The 17,207-nt window shown below is 62.1% G+C and carries 16 protein-coding genes; 6 read left to right on the top strand and 10 right to left on the bottom strand.

Translation table 11 applies throughout. From position 1 onward, the window contains the following. Positions 1–245 precede the first annotated feature (245 nt). Entirely contained in the window at positions 246–1,163 is a 918-nt protein-coding gene (gene yegS / locus BLP82_RS08985; protein ID WP_092166805.1) for a lipid kinase YegS, read from the top strand. Here the strand turns inward: yegS and BLP82_RS08980 are convergent. From BLP82_RS08980 to BLP82_RS08970, 3 genes are all read right to left on the bottom strand, one after another. Beyond that, complete coding sequence (locus BLP82_RS08980) at positions 1,147–1,806, bottom strand: response regulator (protein ID WP_092166804.1); 660 nt, start codon at positions 1,804–1,806, stop codon at positions 1,147–1,149. The genes yegS and BLP82_RS08980 overlap by 17 nt on opposite strands. Continuing rightward, complete coding sequence (locus BLP82_RS08975) at positions 1,803–2,696, bottom strand: sensor histidine kinase (protein ID WP_092166803.1); 894 nt, start codon at positions 2,694–2,696, stop codon at positions 1,803–1,805. The genes BLP82_RS08980 and BLP82_RS08975 overlap by 4 nt, the downstream gene beginning before the upstream one ends. Before the next feature lie 220 nt (positions 2,697–2,916). After that, positions 2,917–3,387, bottom strand: coding sequence for a hypothetical protein (locus tag BLP82_RS08970; RefSeq protein ID WP_060738514.1), 471 nt, complete (start codon positions 3,385–3,387; stop codon positions 2,917–2,919). Between the two features lie 480 nt (positions 3,388–3,867). On the opposite strand from BLP82_RS08970, the gene BLP82_RS08965 reads away from it, so the two are divergent. After that, positions 3,868–4,791, top strand: a complete 924-nt coding sequence (locus BLP82_RS08965; protein ID WP_053120553.1) for a chemotaxis protein CheV — start codon at positions 3,868–3,870, stop codon at positions 4,789–4,791. A 71-nt stretch (positions 4,792–4,862) separates the two neighbouring features. Further along, positions 4,863–5,672, top strand: coding sequence for an MOSC domain-containing protein (locus BLP82_RS08960; RefSeq protein ID WP_092166802.1), 810 nt, complete (start codon positions 4,863–4,865; stop codon positions 5,670–5,672). 76 nt (positions 5,673–5,748) lie between these two features. On the opposite strand, the gene BLP82_RS08955 is transcribed toward BLP82_RS08960, so the two are convergent. From BLP82_RS08955 to BLP82_RS08930, 6 genes are all read right to left on the bottom strand, one after another. Beyond that, the gene (locus BLP82_RS08955) at positions 5,749–6,033 is read right to left on the bottom strand and encodes a pyrimidine/purine nucleoside phosphorylase (RefSeq protein ID WP_003183665.1); all 285 of its coding nucleotides are present in this window, start codon (positions 6,031–6,033) and stop codon (positions 5,749–5,751) included. Between the two features lie 93 nt (positions 6,034–6,126). Further along, positions 6,127–6,669 (bottom strand): 3'-5' exonuclease, encoded by a 543-nt coding sequence (locus BLP82_RS08950; protein ID WP_092166801.1) that lies wholly within the window; start codon positions 6,667–6,669, stop codon positions 6,127–6,129. Positions 6,670–6,731: 62 nt separating this feature from the next. Further along, positions 6,732–8,702 carry an acetyl/propionyl/methylcrotonyl-CoA carboxylase subunit alpha gene (locus tag BLP82_RS08945; protein WP_092166800.1) on the bottom strand — a complete coding sequence of 657 codons (1,971 nt, stop codon included), beginning with the start codon at positions 8,700–8,702 and terminating at the stop codon, positions 6,732–6,734. Positions 8,703–8,823: 121 nt separating this feature from the next. Continuing rightward, complete coding sequence (atuD, locus tag BLP82_RS08940; RefSeq protein WP_092166799.1) at positions 8,824–9,981, bottom strand: citronellyl-CoA dehydrogenase; 1,158 nt, start codon at positions 9,979–9,981, stop codon at positions 8,824–8,826. Positions 9,982–10,007: 26 nt separating this feature from the next. Next, positions 10,008–11,624 (bottom strand): geranyl-CoA carboxylase subunit beta, encoded by a 1,617-nt coding sequence (gene atuC, locus BLP82_RS08935; protein WP_092166788.1) that lies wholly within the window; start codon positions 11,622–11,624, stop codon positions 10,008–10,010. A 226-nt stretch (positions 11,625–11,850) separates the two neighbouring features. After that, positions 11,851–13,641 carry an acyclic terpene utilization AtuA family protein gene (locus tag BLP82_RS08930; RefSeq protein WP_092166787.1) on the bottom strand — a complete coding sequence of 597 codons (1,791 nt, stop codon included), beginning with the start codon at positions 13,639–13,641 and terminating at the stop codon, positions 11,851–11,853. A gap of 180 nt (positions 13,642–13,821) precedes the next feature. Here BLP82_RS08930 and BLP82_RS08925 point away from each other — a divergent pair, with 180 nt between their 5' ends. From BLP82_RS08925 to BLP82_RS08915, 3 genes are all read left to right on the top strand, one after another. Then, entirely contained in the window at positions 13,822–14,448 is a 627-nt protein-coding gene (locus BLP82_RS08925) for a TetR/AcrR family transcriptional regulator (RefSeq protein ID WP_092166786.1), read from the top strand. A 115-nt stretch (positions 14,449–14,563) separates the two neighbouring features. Beyond that, positions 14,564–15,340 carry a substrate-binding periplasmic protein gene (locus BLP82_RS08920; RefSeq protein WP_170842288.1) on the top strand — a complete coding sequence of 259 codons (777 nt, stop codon included), beginning with the start codon at positions 14,564–14,566 and terminating at the stop codon, positions 15,338–15,340. Positions 15,341–15,410: 70 nt separating this feature from the next. Further along, complete coding sequence (locus BLP82_RS08915) at positions 15,411–16,424, top strand: GNAT family N-acetyltransferase (protein ID WP_060738506.1); 1,014 nt, start codon at positions 15,411–15,413, stop codon at positions 16,422–16,424. 108 nt (positions 16,425–16,532) lie between these two features. Here the strand turns inward: BLP82_RS08915 and BLP82_RS08910 are convergent, their stop codons facing one another. Then, entirely contained in the window at positions 16,533–17,081 is a 549-nt protein-coding gene (locus BLP82_RS08910; protein ID WP_024619408.1) for an RNA polymerase factor sigma-70, read from the bottom strand. Between the last annotated feature and the right edge of the window lie 126 nt (positions 17,082–17,207).

Here is a 17,207-nt window from a genome sequence, read left to right as displayed (position 1 = left end):
TCCATGGGAGAATGCTTCCTTGTGTGATGAGGGTTTAAGCGATCCAGCAAAACATGAAGCCAAGGTGTCTCAATACCGCTAGAGGGTCAATTGAGCTGATTCGCCAGATCTTGTAAGAAAACTCTTCGAATCAGTGCGTGTCGATCGGACCAGTCGTCCTGTTCGTTGAATAAATTGAGACGCGCCGGGCTTTTTCGCGCCAATGAGCGGTCCCATGCCTGAACCTTCCAATGACGGAGACCACGATGAGCAAAGGCAAGGCGCTGTTGATTCTGCATGGCAAGCAAGCGCTCAACGAAGAGGTTCGCTCGGCAGTGATGCTCAAGCGCGAACAGGGCTGGGAGCTGGCGGTACGGTTGACCTGGGAAGCCGGTGATGCCCAGCGATGCGTCGATGAAGCCCTGGATGCCGGTTATACGCGACTGATCGCTGGCGGCGGTGATGGAACCTTGCGTGATATCGCCGAGGCGATCGTCCACAAGTCCAGCGATGCCAGCCTGGTATTGCTGCCGCTGGGCACGGCCAATGATTTCGCCCGGGCGGCGGGTGTTCCGTTGGAACCCGCGCAGGCCCTGGATCTATTGGACGTTGCGCCCCAGGCCGTTGATGTGGGGGAAGTCGGTGGGCGGATTTTCCTGAACATGGCCACCGGCGGTTTTGGCAGCCAGGTGACGGCGAACACCTCCGAGGATCTCAAGAAGGTCTTGGGCGGCGCCGCCTACCTGTTCACGGGCCTGTCTCGATTCAGTGAACTGAGTACCGCCTATGGTGAGTTGCAGGGTCCCGATTTTTACTGGCAGGGCGATTTGCTCGCGCTGGGCATCGGTAATGGCCGGCAGGCGGGGGGAGGCCATGTGCTGTGCCCGCAAGCGTTGGCTGATGATGGGTTGCTGGACATCAGCATCCTGCCGGCGCCCCAGGAAGTGGTCAGTACGTTGAAGGATTTGCTCGCAGGCGGCCTGGGCATCGACAACATGTTTGTCCGTGCGCGCTTGCCATGGGTGGAAATCAAGGTCGCGCAAGGCCTGGACATCAATCTCGATGGCGAACCGTTGCAGGTCGACACCCTGCGCTTCACTGTCCGTCCGAAGACGCTGCGGCTGCACCTGCCGTCCGATTCGTCGCTGTTGGGCGGTGCGACGGCGCTCAGTCATCCAGGCTGATGATTTGCTCACGCACCGCGAACAGCACAAGACCGGCCACGTCATGGATCTGCAAGCGCTTCATGACTTGCGCCCGGTGGGTTTCCACGGTCTTGACGCTCAGGTTCAGCCCATTGGCAATTTCCCGAGTGGATTTGCCGCGCACGATCAGTCGCAGAATTTCCAGCTGGCGTGCCGTCAGGTTATGGGCCTGGGCAGGGTCCGGCTGATGTTTCTGGACACGGGTCAGCGCCTGGTTGATCACCGTGTGGGCGATGGCCGGGCTCAGGTAGCGTTCGTCATTGCGCAGCGCTTCCAGGGCGTGTCTCAGCTCGGTGGCGGTGGTGTCCTTGAGCAGGTAGCCATGGGCGCCTGATTCCAGCGCCTGCATGATCAACGCAGGATCCGTATGCATCGACAGGATCAGCACCTTGCTGTGGGGGCGCACCCGCTTGAGTTGTTGCAAGGCATCCAGGCCGCTGGTGTCCTTCATGGAAATGTCCAGTAGCACGATGTCGGGGTTCAGTCGTTCTACCAGCTCCACCAATTGTGTGCCGTCATTGGCTTCGCCGATCACGGCATAGTCCGGGATATCCATGACCAGAGCTCGTACGCCGGCCCTGATCAGGGAATGGTCGTCTACCAGGAGCAAATTACAAATCAAAGGAAAACCTTATTCTTACTGGCTCGTTCCAGGGCACGCGGTGCCCAGGGAAAGCGTGCTTCGATGTGCGTGCCTTTGCCGGCCTCGCTCACGACCTTGAGGGTGCCGCCCAATTGTTCGACCCGCTCCGACATGCCGGCCATGCCCCGTTGGCCTTCGCGAGCGGGGTGGCTGGCCGGGACAAATCCCAGGCCGTCGTCGCTGATCAGCAGGGTCAGGCCGTCGGGCAGGCGTTGCAGGCGTACCAGCAGATTCGTCGCCCGGGCATGGCGCAAGATATTGGTGACTGCTTCCTGGGTGATCCGGAACACCGCGACCGACATCTCCTCCGGGATACCCGTCATGCGCTGCTGGCAATCGAGGCTCCACTTCACCGGGGCGTTGGCCAGCGTCTTGAGCAGGTGCGCCCGCAGGCTGGCCTCAAGCCCGAGGCTGGTCAGCTCCCTGGGGTTGAGGATCGCCGATACGTCGCGGACCTTGTTGAGGGTTTCGTCCAGGGTTTCGCACAGGAGCGCGCACTGACCTTGCAATTCTTCCGGCATCCGACGCTTGAGCCATTCGCCTTGCAGTTTCGCCGCGGTCAGCAATTGGCCAATGTCGTCATGCAATTCGCGGCTGAGCCGATGGCGCTCATTCTCCTGGACCTCGAGCAACCGGTCGGCCAGCTCCTGGGGCTGGAACTTGATGGACTTGCGCGACAATCGATGGTGGATCCAGACACAGCTCAAGGCCGCGACATTCAGGGCCAGCAGGCCCAGCGGCACCGTGTGGGCGTACAGGTAGGTCAGCAGGCAGCCGAGGGTCGAGCACACGCACAATAATAATGTGAAGCGACGGGCGTTTTCTCGGGAGGGAGGCCAGGTGATGAATGACTTGAGGCTGGCGTGCATAGCGGATGGAGCCAATGAATGTTCGCTGCGGGCAGGCCGGTCAGCTCATCTGACAGGCCGGGTCGGGTAAACGTTTCAGGTCGAAGGCTGCTTCGGTTGGCGGCTATTACGGCGCTGCCTGGAAGTGGCTGACGCGGGAGATAGTACCACTTCGCCTATCGTTGGTCGCGCTCGGCATGGTGCCGTGAAAGCACTGGGGAGCAGGCGCATTGCCATCGTGTCAGGCTTGTTTCTGGGGATAAGACACCAACGCCAGCGGACGTGACGCGGCCAATGCCTGGTCGGGACTCTGGCCGACCTGGAAAGCGAATGCCTCGATCAAGGACGTTTGTTCGCTGTTGTCCAGGCTCAACTGGCCGGTGGTGTGATCGACCAGTTCCAATTGCCAAGCCATCAGGGTGAAGCAATCCTTCAAGGCATCCAGGGCCTGGTCATGCAATTCCATGTGGTTTTGCGCATGGCTGAGCAAGCCATGGATATGCAGGGAAAACTCCGAAACGGCTTCCAGCGCCAGGGCATTGGTCTTGTTTGCCAGTTTCAGCAAGGTGCTGAGCATGCAATCGATGGCGTCCTTGTCATTGTTGATCAATTGCAGATGGCTCAGGCATTCCTCCGACTTGGCCAGCAGTGTCTCGGCCTCGATCAGAAGTTCGGGAAGACGTTGACTCCAGTTCCTACGATCGTTCGGCATGCTTATCTCCACAACATCATGTCAGGCGAAAGGAAACCGCGTATGGCGAACGGCTGGATCTCAAGGTCGACCGTGGACGGACGCGCGAATACACGCCCGTGCCGTTCAGCGAAGGTGAATTCGTAAACGATTACACGGGTGGGATCGGCCGAAAGGCTGCAGGTCCGATGTCCTGTGGTCGCGCACAAAAGCCTGACTCCGTTCAGCAATGAGAATGGCGTCACATTAATGGCTATTGGATAACGGGAATATCAGGTTGGACCTGATTGTGCCTAGGGGAATCCCTTAGACAGGGGAACTTAGTGCGCAAACCGGAGTCGCGCAGCGGGATTAAATGGCAGATGAAATCGTGAAGCCAGTAAAGCATGATGTTAATGTGATATCAATTCCCCGCGTGTATTTTAATCCGGGGTCAAGAATCGGTTCGTGCGGCCGATATCGGTTTTATTGGATTCATCCGAACAAGCCCAGGAGTCATCGATGGCCGGCATTCTCGACACAGTAGATCAACGAACCCAACTGGTGGGTGAGAATCGCCTGGAAATTCTCATGTTTCGCCTGGCGGGTCGGCAGTTGTTTGCCATTAACGTGTTCAAGGTCCAGGAAGTCCTGCAACTGCCGAAGTTGACCCTGATGCCGCAACGCCACCCGTTCGTGTGCGGCGTGGTCAATCTGCGAGGCCAGACGCTGCCGGTGATCGACCTGTCCCAGGCCATTGGCATGCGTCCACTGGTGCCGGGCGCCAACAGCACCATTATCGTGACCGAATACAACCGTTCGGTTCAGGCGTTCCTGGTGGGCGGTGTCGACCGCATCGTCAACATGAACTGGGAAGCCATCCTGCCGCCGCCGACCAGCGCCGGCCGCGAGCACTACCTGACCGCCATCAGCAAGGTGGACGATCAGTTGGTGGAAATCATCGACGTGGAAAAAGTCCTGGCCGAAATCGTGCCGTACAACGCCAAGGTCTCCCGGGACAAACTCGAAGACCCGGTGCTGGAGCGTGCCCGTGGCCGCGAAGTGCTGCTGGTGGACGACTCCAACGTCGCGCTCTCGCAATTGCGTGACACCCTGGGCCAACTGGGCGTGAAAATGCACATCGCCAGCGACGGCCTGAAGGCCCTGAACATGCTCAAGGCCTGGGCCGATACCGGCGAGGTCATGACCGACAAATTGCTGATGATCTTCACCGACGCGGAAATGCCGGAAATGGACGGCTACCGCTTGACCACCGAAATCCGTAACGACCCGCGTTTGCGTGGGCTCTATGTCGTACTGCACACCTCGCTGTCCGGCAGCTTCAACGATTCGATGGTCAAGAAGGTCGGTTGCGACAACTTCCTCTCCAAATTCCAGCCGGACAAGCTGGTCGACGTGGTGCGCCAGCGGCTGATGCTCGACTGAAACCGATGGTGGTTTGCTTCAATGGCCGGCTCGTATAAGGTGGCATTTTTTTGCCACCAGGGAAGTTGACCATGTTGCGGCTGAGCGCGCTGTATCGGTATCCGTTGAAGTCCGGCAAGGGTCAGCCCCTGCAGCAAATCGGCCTGGACAAGCTAGGGCTGGACGGTGATCGGCGCTGGATGCTGGTGGATGAGGGCACGGGGCGGTTCCTGACCCAGCGCGCCGTGGCGAAGATGAGCCAGCTTTCTGCCTTGTGGAACGAGGCGGGTGGCCTGACGCTCAGCGCGCCGGGCCATGGCGCCATCGACGTGCCGCTGCCACCCACCCAGCAAGAACGACGGCGCGGCGTGATCATCTGGCGTGACACCTTGCGTGTGCCGGATGCCGGTGATGAGGCTGCGGCCTGGGTCAGCGAATTCATCGGCAACCCCACGCGGCTGGTGCACGTGCCGGTGGAACTGGCGCGCACCACCGCCGCCGGTTATGGCAAGGATGACGACAAGGTCGCCTTTGCCGATGGTTTCCCCCTGCTGCTGATTGGCCAGGCCTCATTGCAGGACCTGTCGAGCCGTGTCGGCCGCTCGCTGGAGATGTTGCGCTTTCGTCCCAACCTGGTGGTGGAGGGCAGCGAGGCGTTTGCCGAGGACGGTTGGAAGCGTATTCGTATCGGCGAGGTGGAGTTCCGGCTGGTCAAGCCCTGCTCGCGTTGCATCATGACCACGGTCGATCCGCACACCGGCGAACGCGATCCTGGTCGCGAACCCTTCGCCACGTTGCAGCAATACCGTTCGACGCCGGACGGTGCGATGTTCGGCCAGAACCTGGTCAACGACAGCAACGGTCGGCTTGAAGTCGGCATGCCGGTTGAAGTGCTCGAATAAACAGAACCGTGAACAAAAATCTGTGGCGAGGGGATTTATCCTCGCCACAGATGAGCGGCGTATCTATGCCACAGAATCAGCCGCGGTATTCACACAGGTAAGCGGTGTCGACGGCCACTTTGAGCTGGAACTTGCTGTTGGCCGGTACATTGAACTGGCTGCCAGCCGCGAAGGTTTCCCAATCGGTGCTGTCGGGCAGCTTCACGGTCAGGGCGCCGGAGACGACGTGCATGATTTCCCGTTGGGCCGTGCCGAACTCATATTCGCCCGGTGCCATGACGCCGATGGTCGCGGGGCCTTCGGCAGTGCCAAAAGCGATCGACTTGACGGTGCCGTCGAAGTACTCGTTGACTTTAAACATGGGCGATTCCTCGAAAAAGGGGCTGAAAAAGGCCGGCCAGTATGCACAAGGCTGCAACATTCGTCATCTGCCGCGCCGGGAGGTAGATGCCGCTCAACCCGGAAGCACCAGAGGCAACAACCGCGCGGTATTGCGGGCATCTTCCAGGGCGCGGTGCTGCTGCCCGCAAAATTGCAGGCCGGCCAGTTGCAGCGCGCCATTGAGCCCCAGCGGTCGTTCCAGCCGACGGGCCTTGGCGAAGCGTTGCTTGAGGTTCATGTGCGGCACCTGGGCGAGGACGCTGTGTAACTGCTGGCGCTGCCATTCCTGAAGCAGTTGCTTGCGGTCGTAGTCGCCCCAACTGACCCAGCTTTCCAGCTTCGGATGATACGGCGCCAGCCAGCGCTCGAACGCCGGCCAGACCTCGGTCAAGGGCGCGGCGCCGTCGATACTGGCCTGGGTGATGTGGGTCAGTTCGCGACAGAAAGGCGTGAGCAGCGGTCGTCTCAGGGGCCGCACGAAGCGCTGGAAATGATCCACTTCGCGGCCGTCACGACTCACCAGCGTGGCGCCGATCTCGATAATTTCCATTTCGGTTACCGGCCAGCCACCTTCATCGGTGGTGGCCTCCAGATCAATCACCAGCCAGTGAGGCATTGCAGTGTTCCCGGTATCGGCGTGCTGATGGGTTTGAGCGTAGTCAAACCCCAGGCATCCGACTAGTGGGCTGTTTCAACGCGCAACAAAACCTGGCGTTTTCTCACCTGATCACCCGGCGTGACCTGCAATTGCCTGACCACCCCGTCGATGCCTGCCTTGAGTGGGTGTTCCATTTTCATCGCTTCCAGCACCATCAGCAGTTGGCCTTGGCGCACCGGACTGCCTTCGCTGACCAGTACCTCGACAATGGCACCGTCCATGGGCGCCAGGAGCGTACTGGCACCGGCACTGGCCTTGCTGGCGACAGGGGCCAGGGTCCGGTCTTGCAAGTGCAGGCCGCCGGGGCGGGTGGACAGCCAGAGATCGTGGCCTTCGAGGCGCCAGGCGTGGCGCTGGCGAATCCCGTCGATGACCAGCGTTGCGCCCTGCGCATCAACGTCGAGCAGCCTCAGTTCGACCAGGCGCCCGTCACTGCGGATGTTCAGTGTCCCGTCGGTTTCGGTTTCAAGGCTCAGCACCCAGTCACGTTCCCCGACGCCGATCCGATAAGTCAGCGCCGTGCCGATGCTGCTGCGCCATCCGCCCAGGCCGGGTGCATGCCGTGCCTGCGATGCCTGATAAAACGCCGCGGTGGCGATGGCCAGTTGTTCGGCCGAGGGCTCAAGGGGCAGAAGCGCCGCATGATTGGCAAAATGCTGGCCGATGAAGCCGGTGTTGAAGTCACCGTCGATGAACCTTGGATGCGCCAGCAAGCTGGCGAGCAAGCGCTGGTTGCTCTGGACCCCAAGCAGCACGCATTCCTCCACCGCTCGCAACAGTTTGCGGCGTGCTTCGTCACGGGTGGCGCCGTGGACGATGAGTTTGCCCAGCATCGAATCGTAGAACGGCGTGATGGCCTGGCCCTGCAGCAGGCCATGGTCGACTCGCACACCGTCGCGGATGGGGGGCTCCCAGCCAACCAAGCGCCCGGTCTGGGGCAGGAAATCCGCCGCTGGATCCTCGGCGTACAACCGCACTTGCAGGGCATGGCCGCTGAGCGTCACCTGCTCCTGGCGCAGGGGCAGCGGCCTGCCGGCGGCGACGTCCAATTGCCAGGCCACCAGGTCCAGGCCGGTGATCAACTCGGTGACCGGGTGTTCGACCTGCAGGCGCGTGTTCATCTCCAGGAAGTAAAACCGACCGTCCGCCGCGAGCAGGAATTCCACGGTCCCGGCACCGACGTAATTCACTGCGCGTCCCGCCTTGAGTGCCGCCTCGCCCATGGCCCGGCGCAGGTCGGCGGTCATGACCGGGCAGGGCGCTTCCTCGATGATTTTCTGGTGACGCCGCTGGATCGAGCAATCCCGTTCGCCCAGGTGGATCAACTGGCCGTGGTGGTCGCCGAAGATCTGCACTTCCACATGCCGCGGATCGATCAAGGCTTGTTCGAGGATCAACTCGTCGCTGCCGAAGCCGTGCAGGGCTTCCGAGCGTGCGCTGCGCAACTGCTCCAGCAGCCCCTCGGCGCGCTGGACCAGGCGCATGCCGCGGCCGCCGCCACCGGCACTGGCCTTGATCATCAGCGGGTAGCCGATGTGCCCGGCTTCGCGTTGCAGCGTGTCGTCGTCCTGGGCGGCGCCCTGGTAACCGGCAATGCAGGGAACACCGGCTTGGATCATGGCGATTTTTGCGCGACGCTTGCTGCCCATCAGCTCGATGGCCTCGGGGCTGGGGCCGATGAAAACCAGGCCGGCCTGCGCGCAGGCGTGGGCGAACCCTGCATTTTCCGAAAGGAAGCCGTAGCCAGGGTGGATCGCATCGGCGCCGCTGCGCCGGGCCGCCTCGAGAATGGCCAAGGGGTCGAGGTAGGACTGCTGCACCGGGGCCGGGCCGATCAGTACGGCTTCATCGGCCATGCGCACATGCAGCGCATCGGCGTCGGCCTCGCTGAACACCGCGACCGTGCGATAACCCAGGGCCTGGGCGGTGCGCTGGATGCGACAGGCGATTTCGCCGCGGTTGGCGATGAGGATTTTGCTGAAGGCGGGCATGGGGGCATTCCTGGGGTGTGGTGTTTGTTCGGGCCTCATCGCGAGCGAGCTCGCTCCCACAGTGAGTGGTGAAAATGTGGGAGCGAGCTTGCTCGCGATAGCAGCCTGTCAGGCAAACCGCTCACTTGTTCTTCCCCGGCAAAATGCCCATGAGCTTGCAGATGATGCCCAGCATGATTTCGTCCGCGCCGGCACCGATGGACACCAGCCGTACGTCGCGATAGGCGCGGGCGACCGGGTTGTCCCACATGAAGCCCATGCCGCCCCAGTATTGCAGGCAACTGTCGGTGGTTTCCCGGGCCAGGCGTCCGGCCTTGAGCTTGGCCATCGAGGCCAGTCGCGTGACATCCTGGCCATGGATGTACTGCTCGGTGGCCTGGTAGACCAGCGCCCGCAGGCATTCGATTTCGCTGGCCAGTTCCGCCAGGCGGAAGTGGATCACCTGGTTGTCGATCAGGGCCGTGCCGAAGGTCTTGCGCTCCTTGCAGTACTCGATGGTGCTGTCGATGCAATGCTCCAGGCCCTTGAGCATGTTGGCTGCGCCGAATAGGCGTTCTTCCTGGAATTGCAGCATCTGCATCATGAACCCGGCACCTTCCTGGCCGATGCGATTGCGTTGTGGCACCCGCACGTCGTCGAAAAACACCTGGGCGGTTTCCGAGCTGCGCATGCCGAGTTTGTCCAGGTGCTGGCCGAGGCTGATGCCGGCGCTGCGCATCGGCACCATGATCAGCGATTTGTTGACGTGGGGCTTGTCGTCCGAGGTATTCGCCAACAGGCAGATGAAGTCAGCGCTCGGCGCATTGGTGATCCACATCTTGCTGCCATTGATGACGTAGTCGTCGCCGTCCTTGCGCGCCGTGGTCTTGAGGCCGGCGACATCGGAGCCGGCACCGACTTCCGAGACGCCGATGCAGCCCACTTGTTCGCCGCGAATGGCCGGGCGCAGGAACGCTTCACGCAACTCGTCGGAGCCGAAACGGGCCAGGGCCGGGGTGCACATGTCGGTTTGCACGCCGATGGACATCGGCACGCCGCCGCAATGAATAGTGCCGAATTCCTCGGCCGCGACGATCGAATAGCTGTAGTCCAGGCCCATGCCGCCGAAGGCCTGCGGCTTGGAAATACCCAGCAGGCCCAGCTCGCCGGCCTTGCGGAAAATCTCGTGGATGGGGAAACGCCCGGCCCGTTCCCATTCGTCGACGTAGGGATTGATGTCGTGGTCGACAAACTGGCGGACGGTGCGCCGCAGTGCTTCGTGTTCCTGGGTGAAGATCATTTTTATTGTTCTCCTGGAGGTTGCGCTCAGAAGCGGGCCACGCCGAAGCTGTTGGCTTGCAAGGGGCGCTGCTCGGCCTCGTGACAGATGTCCAGCAGCACGCCCAGCAAAGTGCGAGTGTCGCGCGGGTCGATGAGCCCGTCGTCCCACAGGCTGGCGCTGCCGTAGAGGGCGGTGGATTGGCTGTCGAGTTGCTGCGCGGTGGTTTGCTCGAGCAGGTCCAGCATCTTCGGGTCGGGGCTCAGGCCGTTCTTGAGTTGCGTGGCCTCGGTGACCATCCGCAGGACCTTGCCGGCCTGGGCGCCGCCCATCACGGCGGTGTGGCTGTTGGGCCAGGCGAAGATGAAGCGCGGGTCAAGCCCGCGGCCGCACATGGCGTAGTTGCCGGCACCATAGGAGCCGCCCACCACGACGGTCAGCTTGGGCACCCGGGCATTGGCCACGGCCTGGATCATCTTGGCGCCATGCTTGATCACCCCTTGTCGCTCTGACTCGGTGCCGACCATGAACCCGGTGGTGTTGTGCAAGAACAGCAGCGGCGTGCGGCTCTGATCACACAACTGGATGAATTGCGCGGCCTTGGCCGCGCCCTGTGGCGTGATGGGGCCGTTGTTGCCGATCAGGCCGCAGGCATGGCCGCGGATGTGCAGGTGGCCGCAAATCGTCTGGGTGTCGAATTCGCTTTTGAAGGCCAGGAAATACGAGCCGTCGGCGATGCGGGCGATGATTTCCACCACGTCATAGGGCTTCTTCGGGTCGTCGGGCACCAGTCCCAATAATTCCTCGGTGGGGTAGAGCGGCTCCGTCCAGGTCCGTTCGGGCTGTGGCGGCAATTGTGCATTCCAGGGCAGCAAATCGAGGATTTCCCGGGCCAGGCGTATGCCATCGGCGTCGTTCTCCGCCAGGTATTCGGCAGTGCCGGCCACCTGCACGTGCATCAGCGCACCACCCAGTTCCTCTTCGCTGGCCACTTCGCCGGTCGCGGCCTTGAGCAACGGCGGCCCGGCCAGGAACAGCCGCGCCTTGTCGCGCACCACCACCACGTAATCCGACAAACCCGGCTGATAAGCGCCACCGGCCGTGGCCGAGCCATGCACGACGGTGATCTGCGGCAGGCCCATGGCCGACATGCGTGCCTGATTGGCGAAGCAGCGCGCGCCTTCGACGAAAATCTGCGCCGCGTAATTGAGATTGGCGCCGCCACTTTCGGCGAGGGTGATGACCGGCAGTTTGTTTTCCATGGCGATCTGTTGCAGGCGCAGGGTCTTGTGCAAACCGCTGGGGGAAATGGTGCCGCCCTTGATCGCGCTGTTGTTGGCCACCACCAGTGCCCGCACCCCGGACACATAGCCGATCCCGGCGATCAGGCCGCCGCCGGCCTGGCTGCCGTCCTTGTCGTCATGGAGTTTGTAGCCGGCCAGGCTCGCCAGCTCGAGGAACGGCGCGCCGGGGTCCAGCAGCAGGTTCAGGCGCTGGCGTGGCAACAGTTGGCCGCGCTGGTCGAACTTGTCCTGGGCCTGGGCGGCTTTCGCCAGCACGGCCCGTTCGAGTTGGCGCAGTTGTTCGACACCGGCCAGCATCGCCGCGTGGTTGCGTGCGAAGTCAGCGCTGTGGGGATCCAGGTACGATTCGATGACCGGCATGCAGACTCCTCGTGTTGGAACGGATTGGCGTAGAACCCTGTGGCGAGGGGATTTATCCCCGTTGGGCTGCGAAGCGGCCCCAAAATACGTGCGACCTGGTGTGTCAGGCAAAAATGAGTTGACTGTTTTGGGGCTGCTGCGCAGCCCAGCGGGGATAAATCCCCTCGCCACAGGTTCAATTCAACAGGTTGGTCATTTGTTCGACTGACTAGCATGGCGACCGCCCTTAGTTGACCTCATCGGCAATGTGTTGCGGCACCGGTATCTGAATCTCCAGCAACTGCTGGGCGAACGCCTTGCCCTGGGGATCGATGCGCAGGCTGGCGACACCGCCGCCACCGAGGGCGTTTTCCAACAGGAAATTCAAACTGTGGGTGCCCGGCAGGTACCAGCGTTCGACCCGGCCCAGCAGCGGGTCGAACACGTGGCTCATCCAGTCGACCATCACCTCCGGGGTCAGCGCCTCGGCGATCCAGGGCAGGTATTCGGGTTCCCGGGCGATCACACCAATGTTGCTGTGGTTGCCCTTGTCGCCGGAGCGCGCCACCGCCAGTTTGATCAGCGGCACGCTGGCGTCGGCCCGGCCCTGGGGTTTGGGCGGGGCCGGGGCGACCGGCAGATCGGTGGTGTGCAGCGGTTCGAAAGCGGGCAGGGAGCAAGGGTGGTGCTGGCCGTCGAGTTCGATGGCGAGCCGGCAGGTGGTTTTGTCGATCAGGAACGAGAACAGGCGAATCAACGGCGACACCGTCGGCCGGCCACCGACCAGGCCGGTCAGCCCCGGCGCCATGCCAGTGGCGGCCTGGGCGATTTCCCTGGAAAACAGCACCAGCGGCTGTTTATCCGGGTGCCGTACCGCCAGCTTGATCACCACCTCACGGCTGTCCCGGCGTCGGCCGTGCTGGCCATAGGTGGCTTCGCTGCCCAGCAGTTCGACGTTCACTTCGCTGTAGGGCGCCCAGCCACGCTGTTGCAACAGCTGCGAGGTCTTGGCGACGATCGACTGGCTGACCCGTTCAGCCTTGGCCACCGCATCGATGCCGGCGATCAGGCAGGTGGCGGTGCAGCGCCAGCCGTCCAGCCAGGTGGCGCAGACCTTGTACCGGTCGCCGGGCGGCAGGCCCCTGGCCCCGTAGACGCGCACGGCGTGCTTGCCCTGCTGGATCAACCTGACCTGGCTGAAATCGCAGATCACGTCGGGCAGCAGGTAGCCTTGCGGGTCGCCGATTTCGTAGAGCAACTGCTCGCCGACGGTCAGCGGCGTAACCAGCCCGCCGCTGCCTTCGGTCTTGGTGACAATGAACTGGCCATCGGCGCTGACTTCGACGATGGGAAAGCCGATGTGCTCGTAATCCGGCACTGCCTGCCAGTCGGTAAAATTACCGCCCGTGCACTGGGCGCCACACTCGATGAGATGGCCCGCGAGCGCGGCCTGGGCCAACCTGTCGTAGTCGTCCCAGGCCCAGCCGAACTCATGCACCAGGGCGGCGCTGACCACGGCACTGTCCACCACGCGGCCGGTGATCACCACATCGGCGCCCAGGCGCAGCGCCTCGACGATGCCGGGCGCGCCGAGGTAGGCGTTGATGGACACACACGCGGGAGGCAGGGGCTCGCCGCTGAACATCTCGCCGATGCCCTGGGCGGCGAGCCGTTCGTGTTGCGGTTGCAGGTCATCCCCCAGCAGCACGGCAATCTTCAACGCTACGCCGGCCTGGTCGCAGGCTGCTTGCAAAGCCCTTGCACAGGCCTGGGGATTGACCCCGCCGGCGTTGCTGATGACGCGGATCCCATCATCGTGCAAACGCTGAAGCAGCGGGGTGAGGACCTCGATGAAGTCCGTGGCATAGCCGCTCGAAGCGTCTTTCAGGCGCGCCCCGGCCATGATCGACATCGTGACTTCGGCCAGATAGTCGAACACCAGGTAATCCAGCGCACCGCCCTCGACCAGTTGCGCCGCCGCAGTGCAGGTATCGCCCCAAAAGGCGCTGGCGCAACCGATTCGGATCGTTTTGGGCATGGCGTTCCCTCCGGCAAAGGTGGCTCGAGACTACCAAGCAAGCGCTTGGTTTGTAAACGGCTGCCGGTTCTTCTGGCCGAGCGCTTGCTTGGTTGCTTCGCTCGGCTTAAATTGCCCGCGCCACCGATGGTTTGCTGTGCTGTGGCGGCGCGTTGGTTGATCGACTGTAGGAGAGAATGGGTGGACGAGCAAAAAGCCCTGGGCGTGATGCGTGAGCTGGTCGACAACGGGCAACTGACCGACCCGGACAGTGCGCGCGGCAAACTGCTCCAGACCGCCGCCCATCTGTTTCGCAACAAGGGCTTCGAGCGCACCACGGTGCGCGACCTGGCCAGTGCCGTGGGCATTCAGTCGGGCAGCATCTTTCACCATTTCAAGAGCAAGGACGACATCCTGCGGGCAGTGATGGAAGAAACCATCCGCTACAACACCGCCTTGATGCGTGCGGCCCTGGCCGAGGCCGACAGCGTGCGCGAGCAGGTGCTGGCGCTGATTCGCTGCGAATTGCAGTCGATCATGGGCGGCACTGGCGAGGCCATGGCGGTGCTGGTCTATGAATGGCGTTCGCTCTCGCCGGACGGACAGCGGCATGTGCTGGCCCTGCGTGATACTTATGAAGACTTGTGGCTCAAGGTCCTGGGCCGGGCCAAGGAGGCCGGGTATATTCGCGGGGACGTGTCCATTACCCGGCGGTTCCTCACAGGGGCGTTATCCTGGACCACCACCTGGTTTCGCGCCGAAGGCAGCCTGAGCCTCGATGAGCTGGCCGAGCAGGCCCTGGTCCTGGTGCTTGAAGAAAAACAATAATCGAGCGGCGCTTTAAATGGCCGCATGGCTGGCTAAGCGGCTGAAACCGCCTAGCTTGATTGTAGTGATGGGGACTTTTGGGGAGTGGGTTATCTTGACGTTTTCGCCGATGGGGATGACCTCCCGTGTGCTGCTGGCCACTCTGGCCGTTTTCCTGGCGTTACCGATCGAGGCAGCGCAACTGGTGCGAATTGGTGCGGCACATTTTCCACCCTATACCGTTCGTCCCGAGAACGGTGCCGACACCGGCCTGTTGCCGCAGATGGTGGAGGCCTTGAACCAGTCGCAAAGCGACTATCAGTTCGTCCTGGTGCCCACGTCGATCCCGCGCCGGTTCAATGATTTCAAGCAGGGCCGGGTCGACATGGCGATTTTCGAGAACCCCGAATGGGGTTGGCAGGATGTGCCGCACACGTCCGTGGACATGGGCCTGGAAGATGCGGAAGTCTTCGTCGCCCAGCGCCAGCCGGAGCGCCAGCAAGGTTATTTCGCCGACCTCAGGGGCAAGCGCCTGGCGCTGTTCAGCGGTTATCACTACGCCTTTGCCGAATTCAACGCCGACCCCAAGTTTCTCGCCGGTCAATACAACGCCACGCTGACGTATTCCCACGACAGCAATCTGCTGATGGTGCTGCGCGGGCGGGCGGACATCGCCCTGGTGACCCGTTCGTACCTCAACGACTACGTGTTGCGCAATCCCGAAGTCGGCCCGCAACTGCTGGTGTCTGACCGCATCGATCAGCTTTACCACCATTACGCGCTGATCCGGCCACAGGCGCCCATTTCCAGTGAAGCGTTTGCACAGTTGCTGCAAACCCTGCGGGATAACGGTCAGATGCTGAAGATTTTCCAGCCCTACCAGATCCAACTGGTCTCCACGCATGCCCATTGAAGGCGACCCTAAATTTCCCGCCCCGGCTCACGTCACACGTTGACTACCGACGAATACGCGAGCCGCTCCCATGTCCAACCTCAACCACCCGACGACGCTGCCCTTGCCCGGTGGCCGTCGTCTCGGCGCCGATGAAACCGAACGCCACCTGAGCCTGATGCTCGAAGGCGCGCCGCTGATCCGGCTGCGCCTTGTGCGCGGTCCCGAGTTGCATGTGCATTTGCAGGAAATCAACGACCGCCCGGTGGGACCGGCGCTGTGGGCGGCCTGCTATTGGCTGTTTGCCCGCGATCCCGAGTGTCAGCACCTGACCTGGCACCTTGACGAGCGTCCCGGCGAAGCCTTGCTCAGCGGATTATTGACGGTCACGGAGCGTGCCGGTGAATACCGTTGCGAGCGCACGATGTTCTGGCAATTGCCGCAGCCCTGGCTGGGGGAGTCGTTCAGCGGCAGTTACCCGCAACAGATGGTCATCACCGATGGTCGCCGCCATCCACGCCGGCCCATGAAACCGCGTGGCGAAGTGTATCGGCGTTTCGATGCGCGACTGGGGGCCTGGGTGTCCTTGCGCACCCTGGAAATCGAGCAGGACCTGGAGCGTTTCAACCGCTGGCAGAACAGCCCGCGAGTGGCGAGCTTCTGGCAGGAGGAGGGCAGCCTGGAACAGCATCGCGAGTACCTGGGCAAGCTGCAGGCCGATCCCCGGGTCTTGACCCTGATCGGTTGCTTCGATGACCAGCCGTTCGCTTACTTCGAAGCCTATTGGGCCAAGGAGGATCGGATCGCGCCGTTCTATGAAGCCGACCACTATGATCGCGGTATCCACATGCTGGTGGGCGAAGAGCAGCACCGCGGGCCGCACAAGGTGGCGAGCTGGTTGTCGGCGCTGGTGCATTACCTGTTCCTGGACGATCCGCGCACCCAGCGCGTGGTCGCCGAACCCCGGGCCGACAATGCGCGGATGATCGGGCACTTGCACAACCAGTGCTTCCATTGTGAAAAGGAATTCGATTTCCCCCACAAGCGCGCGGCGCTGATGATCCTGGGGCGTGAGCGGTTTTTTGATCGGTGTGGGTTGATGTAAGGCCTTATGGCCTCATCGCGAGCAAGCTCGCTCCCACATTTTGGGGTCACTGAAGATCCACTGTGGGAGCGAGCTTGCTCGCGATAAGGCCGGCAAAACCACCACAAGTCAGCGCCGGGCGAAAGTATCCCCCCGAACCCCCGACACCTTGCGGCAATGCACCAGTGCGTCGCGGATCATGAAGTTCACCAGGGTCGGCGAGACCCCCAGTTCCTTGGCGATGTCCTTTTGTGGCACGCCGTGCAGGCGGTACATTTCGAAGGCATAGCGGGTGCGGCTGGGCAGTTCGGTCAGTGCGTCGGCGATGTGCTCCAGCGTGGAGAAGTTGATATGGGAGGTTTCTGGCGAAGCACCCTGGATCACCACGTTCAACCCTTCCTCCTCCGGCCCCGAGTATTTCTGTTCCAGCGCCTGCTTGCGGTAGTGGTCGATCGCCAGGTTGCGCACGATCTGGAACAGATAACTGAGCTGCGCCTTGAACGAGGAGGTGATCTGTGGTGCCGATTGCAGCCGGAAAAAGGCGTCCTGCACCACATCTTCCGCGCGGGACCGGCAACCGGTAATGCGCGCCGCGATCTTGACCAGGATCAGTCGGTTATCGACGAACGCCTGGAGTAACGGTGAGTCGCACCTGCTTGTGGATACTTGTTCCGTCATGGAATTCACCTTGCTGCAAAAAGTTAGCGGGACGTCCGGATGCCGGACCCGTCCTACACATCGAGCGCCAAATTAGGCTTAATGATAATGATTGTCAATTGAGAAGAAGAATTATTGATGTAATAA

Source organism: Pseudomonas sp. NFACC37-1 (assembly GCF_900101575.1).
GTDB classification, from domain to species: domain Bacteria; phylum Pseudomonadota; class Gammaproteobacteria; order Pseudomonadales; family Pseudomonadaceae; genus Aquipseudomonas; species Aquipseudomonas fluorescens_AA.
Note: the sequence above shows the minus strand (reverse complement) of the source record. Positions and strands in the feature narration are given on the sequence as shown.

Bases quoted from the DNA above. Each gene is read 5' to 3' on its own strand.
- yegS (WP_092166805.1), top strand. From the start codon at position 246: ATGAGCAAAGGCAAGGCGCTGTTGATTCTGCATGGCAAGCAAGCGCTC.
- BLP82_RS08975 (WP_092166803.1), bottom strand. From the start codon at position 2,696: ATGCACGCCAGCCTCAAGTCATTCATCACCTGGCCTCCCTCCCGAGAA.
- BLP82_RS08970 (WP_060738514.1), bottom strand. From the start codon at position 3,387: ATGCCGAACGATCGTAGGAACTGGAGTCAACGTCTTCCCGAACTTCTG.
- BLP82_RS08965 (WP_053120553.1), top strand. From the start codon at position 3,868: ATGGCCGGCATTCTCGACACAGTAGATCAACGAACCCAACTGGTGGGT.
- BLP82_RS08960 (WP_092166802.1), top strand. From the start codon at position 4,863: ATGTTGCGGCTGAGCGCGCTGTATCGGTATCCGTTGAAGTCCGGCAAG.
- BLP82_RS08955 (WP_003183665.1), bottom strand. From the start codon at position 6,033: ATGTTTAAAGTCAACGAGTACTTCGACGGCACCGTCAAGTCGATCGCT.
- BLP82_RS08950 (WP_092166801.1), bottom strand. From the start codon at position 6,669: ATGCCTCACTGGCTGGTGATTGATCTGGAGGCCACCACCGATGAAGGT.
- BLP82_RS08945 (WP_092166800.1), bottom strand. From the start codon at position 8,702: ATGCCCGCCTTCAGCAAAATCCTCATCGCCAACCGCGGCGAAATCGCC.
- atuD (WP_092166799.1), bottom strand. From the start codon at position 9,981: ATGATCTTCACCCAGGAACACGAAGCACTGCGGCGCACCGTCCGCCAG.
- atuC (WP_092166788.1), bottom strand. From the start codon at position 11,624: ATGCCGGTCATCGAATCGTACCTGGATCCCCACAGCGCTGACTTCGCA.
- BLP82_RS08930 (WP_092166787.1), bottom strand. From the start codon at position 13,641: ATGCCCAAAACGATCCGAATCGGTTGCGCCAGCGCCTTTTGGGGCGAT.
- BLP82_RS08920 (WP_170842288.1), top strand. From the start codon at position 14,564: ATGACCTCCCGTGTGCTGCTGGCCACTCTGGCCGTTTTCCTGGCGTTA.
- BLP82_RS08915 (WP_060738506.1), top strand. From the start codon at position 15,411: ATGTCCAACCTCAACCACCCGACGACGCTGCCCTTGCCCGGTGGCCGT.
- BLP82_RS08910 (WP_024619408.1), bottom strand. From the start codon at position 17,081: ATGACGGAACAAGTATCCACAAGCAGGTGCGACTCACCGTTACTCCAG.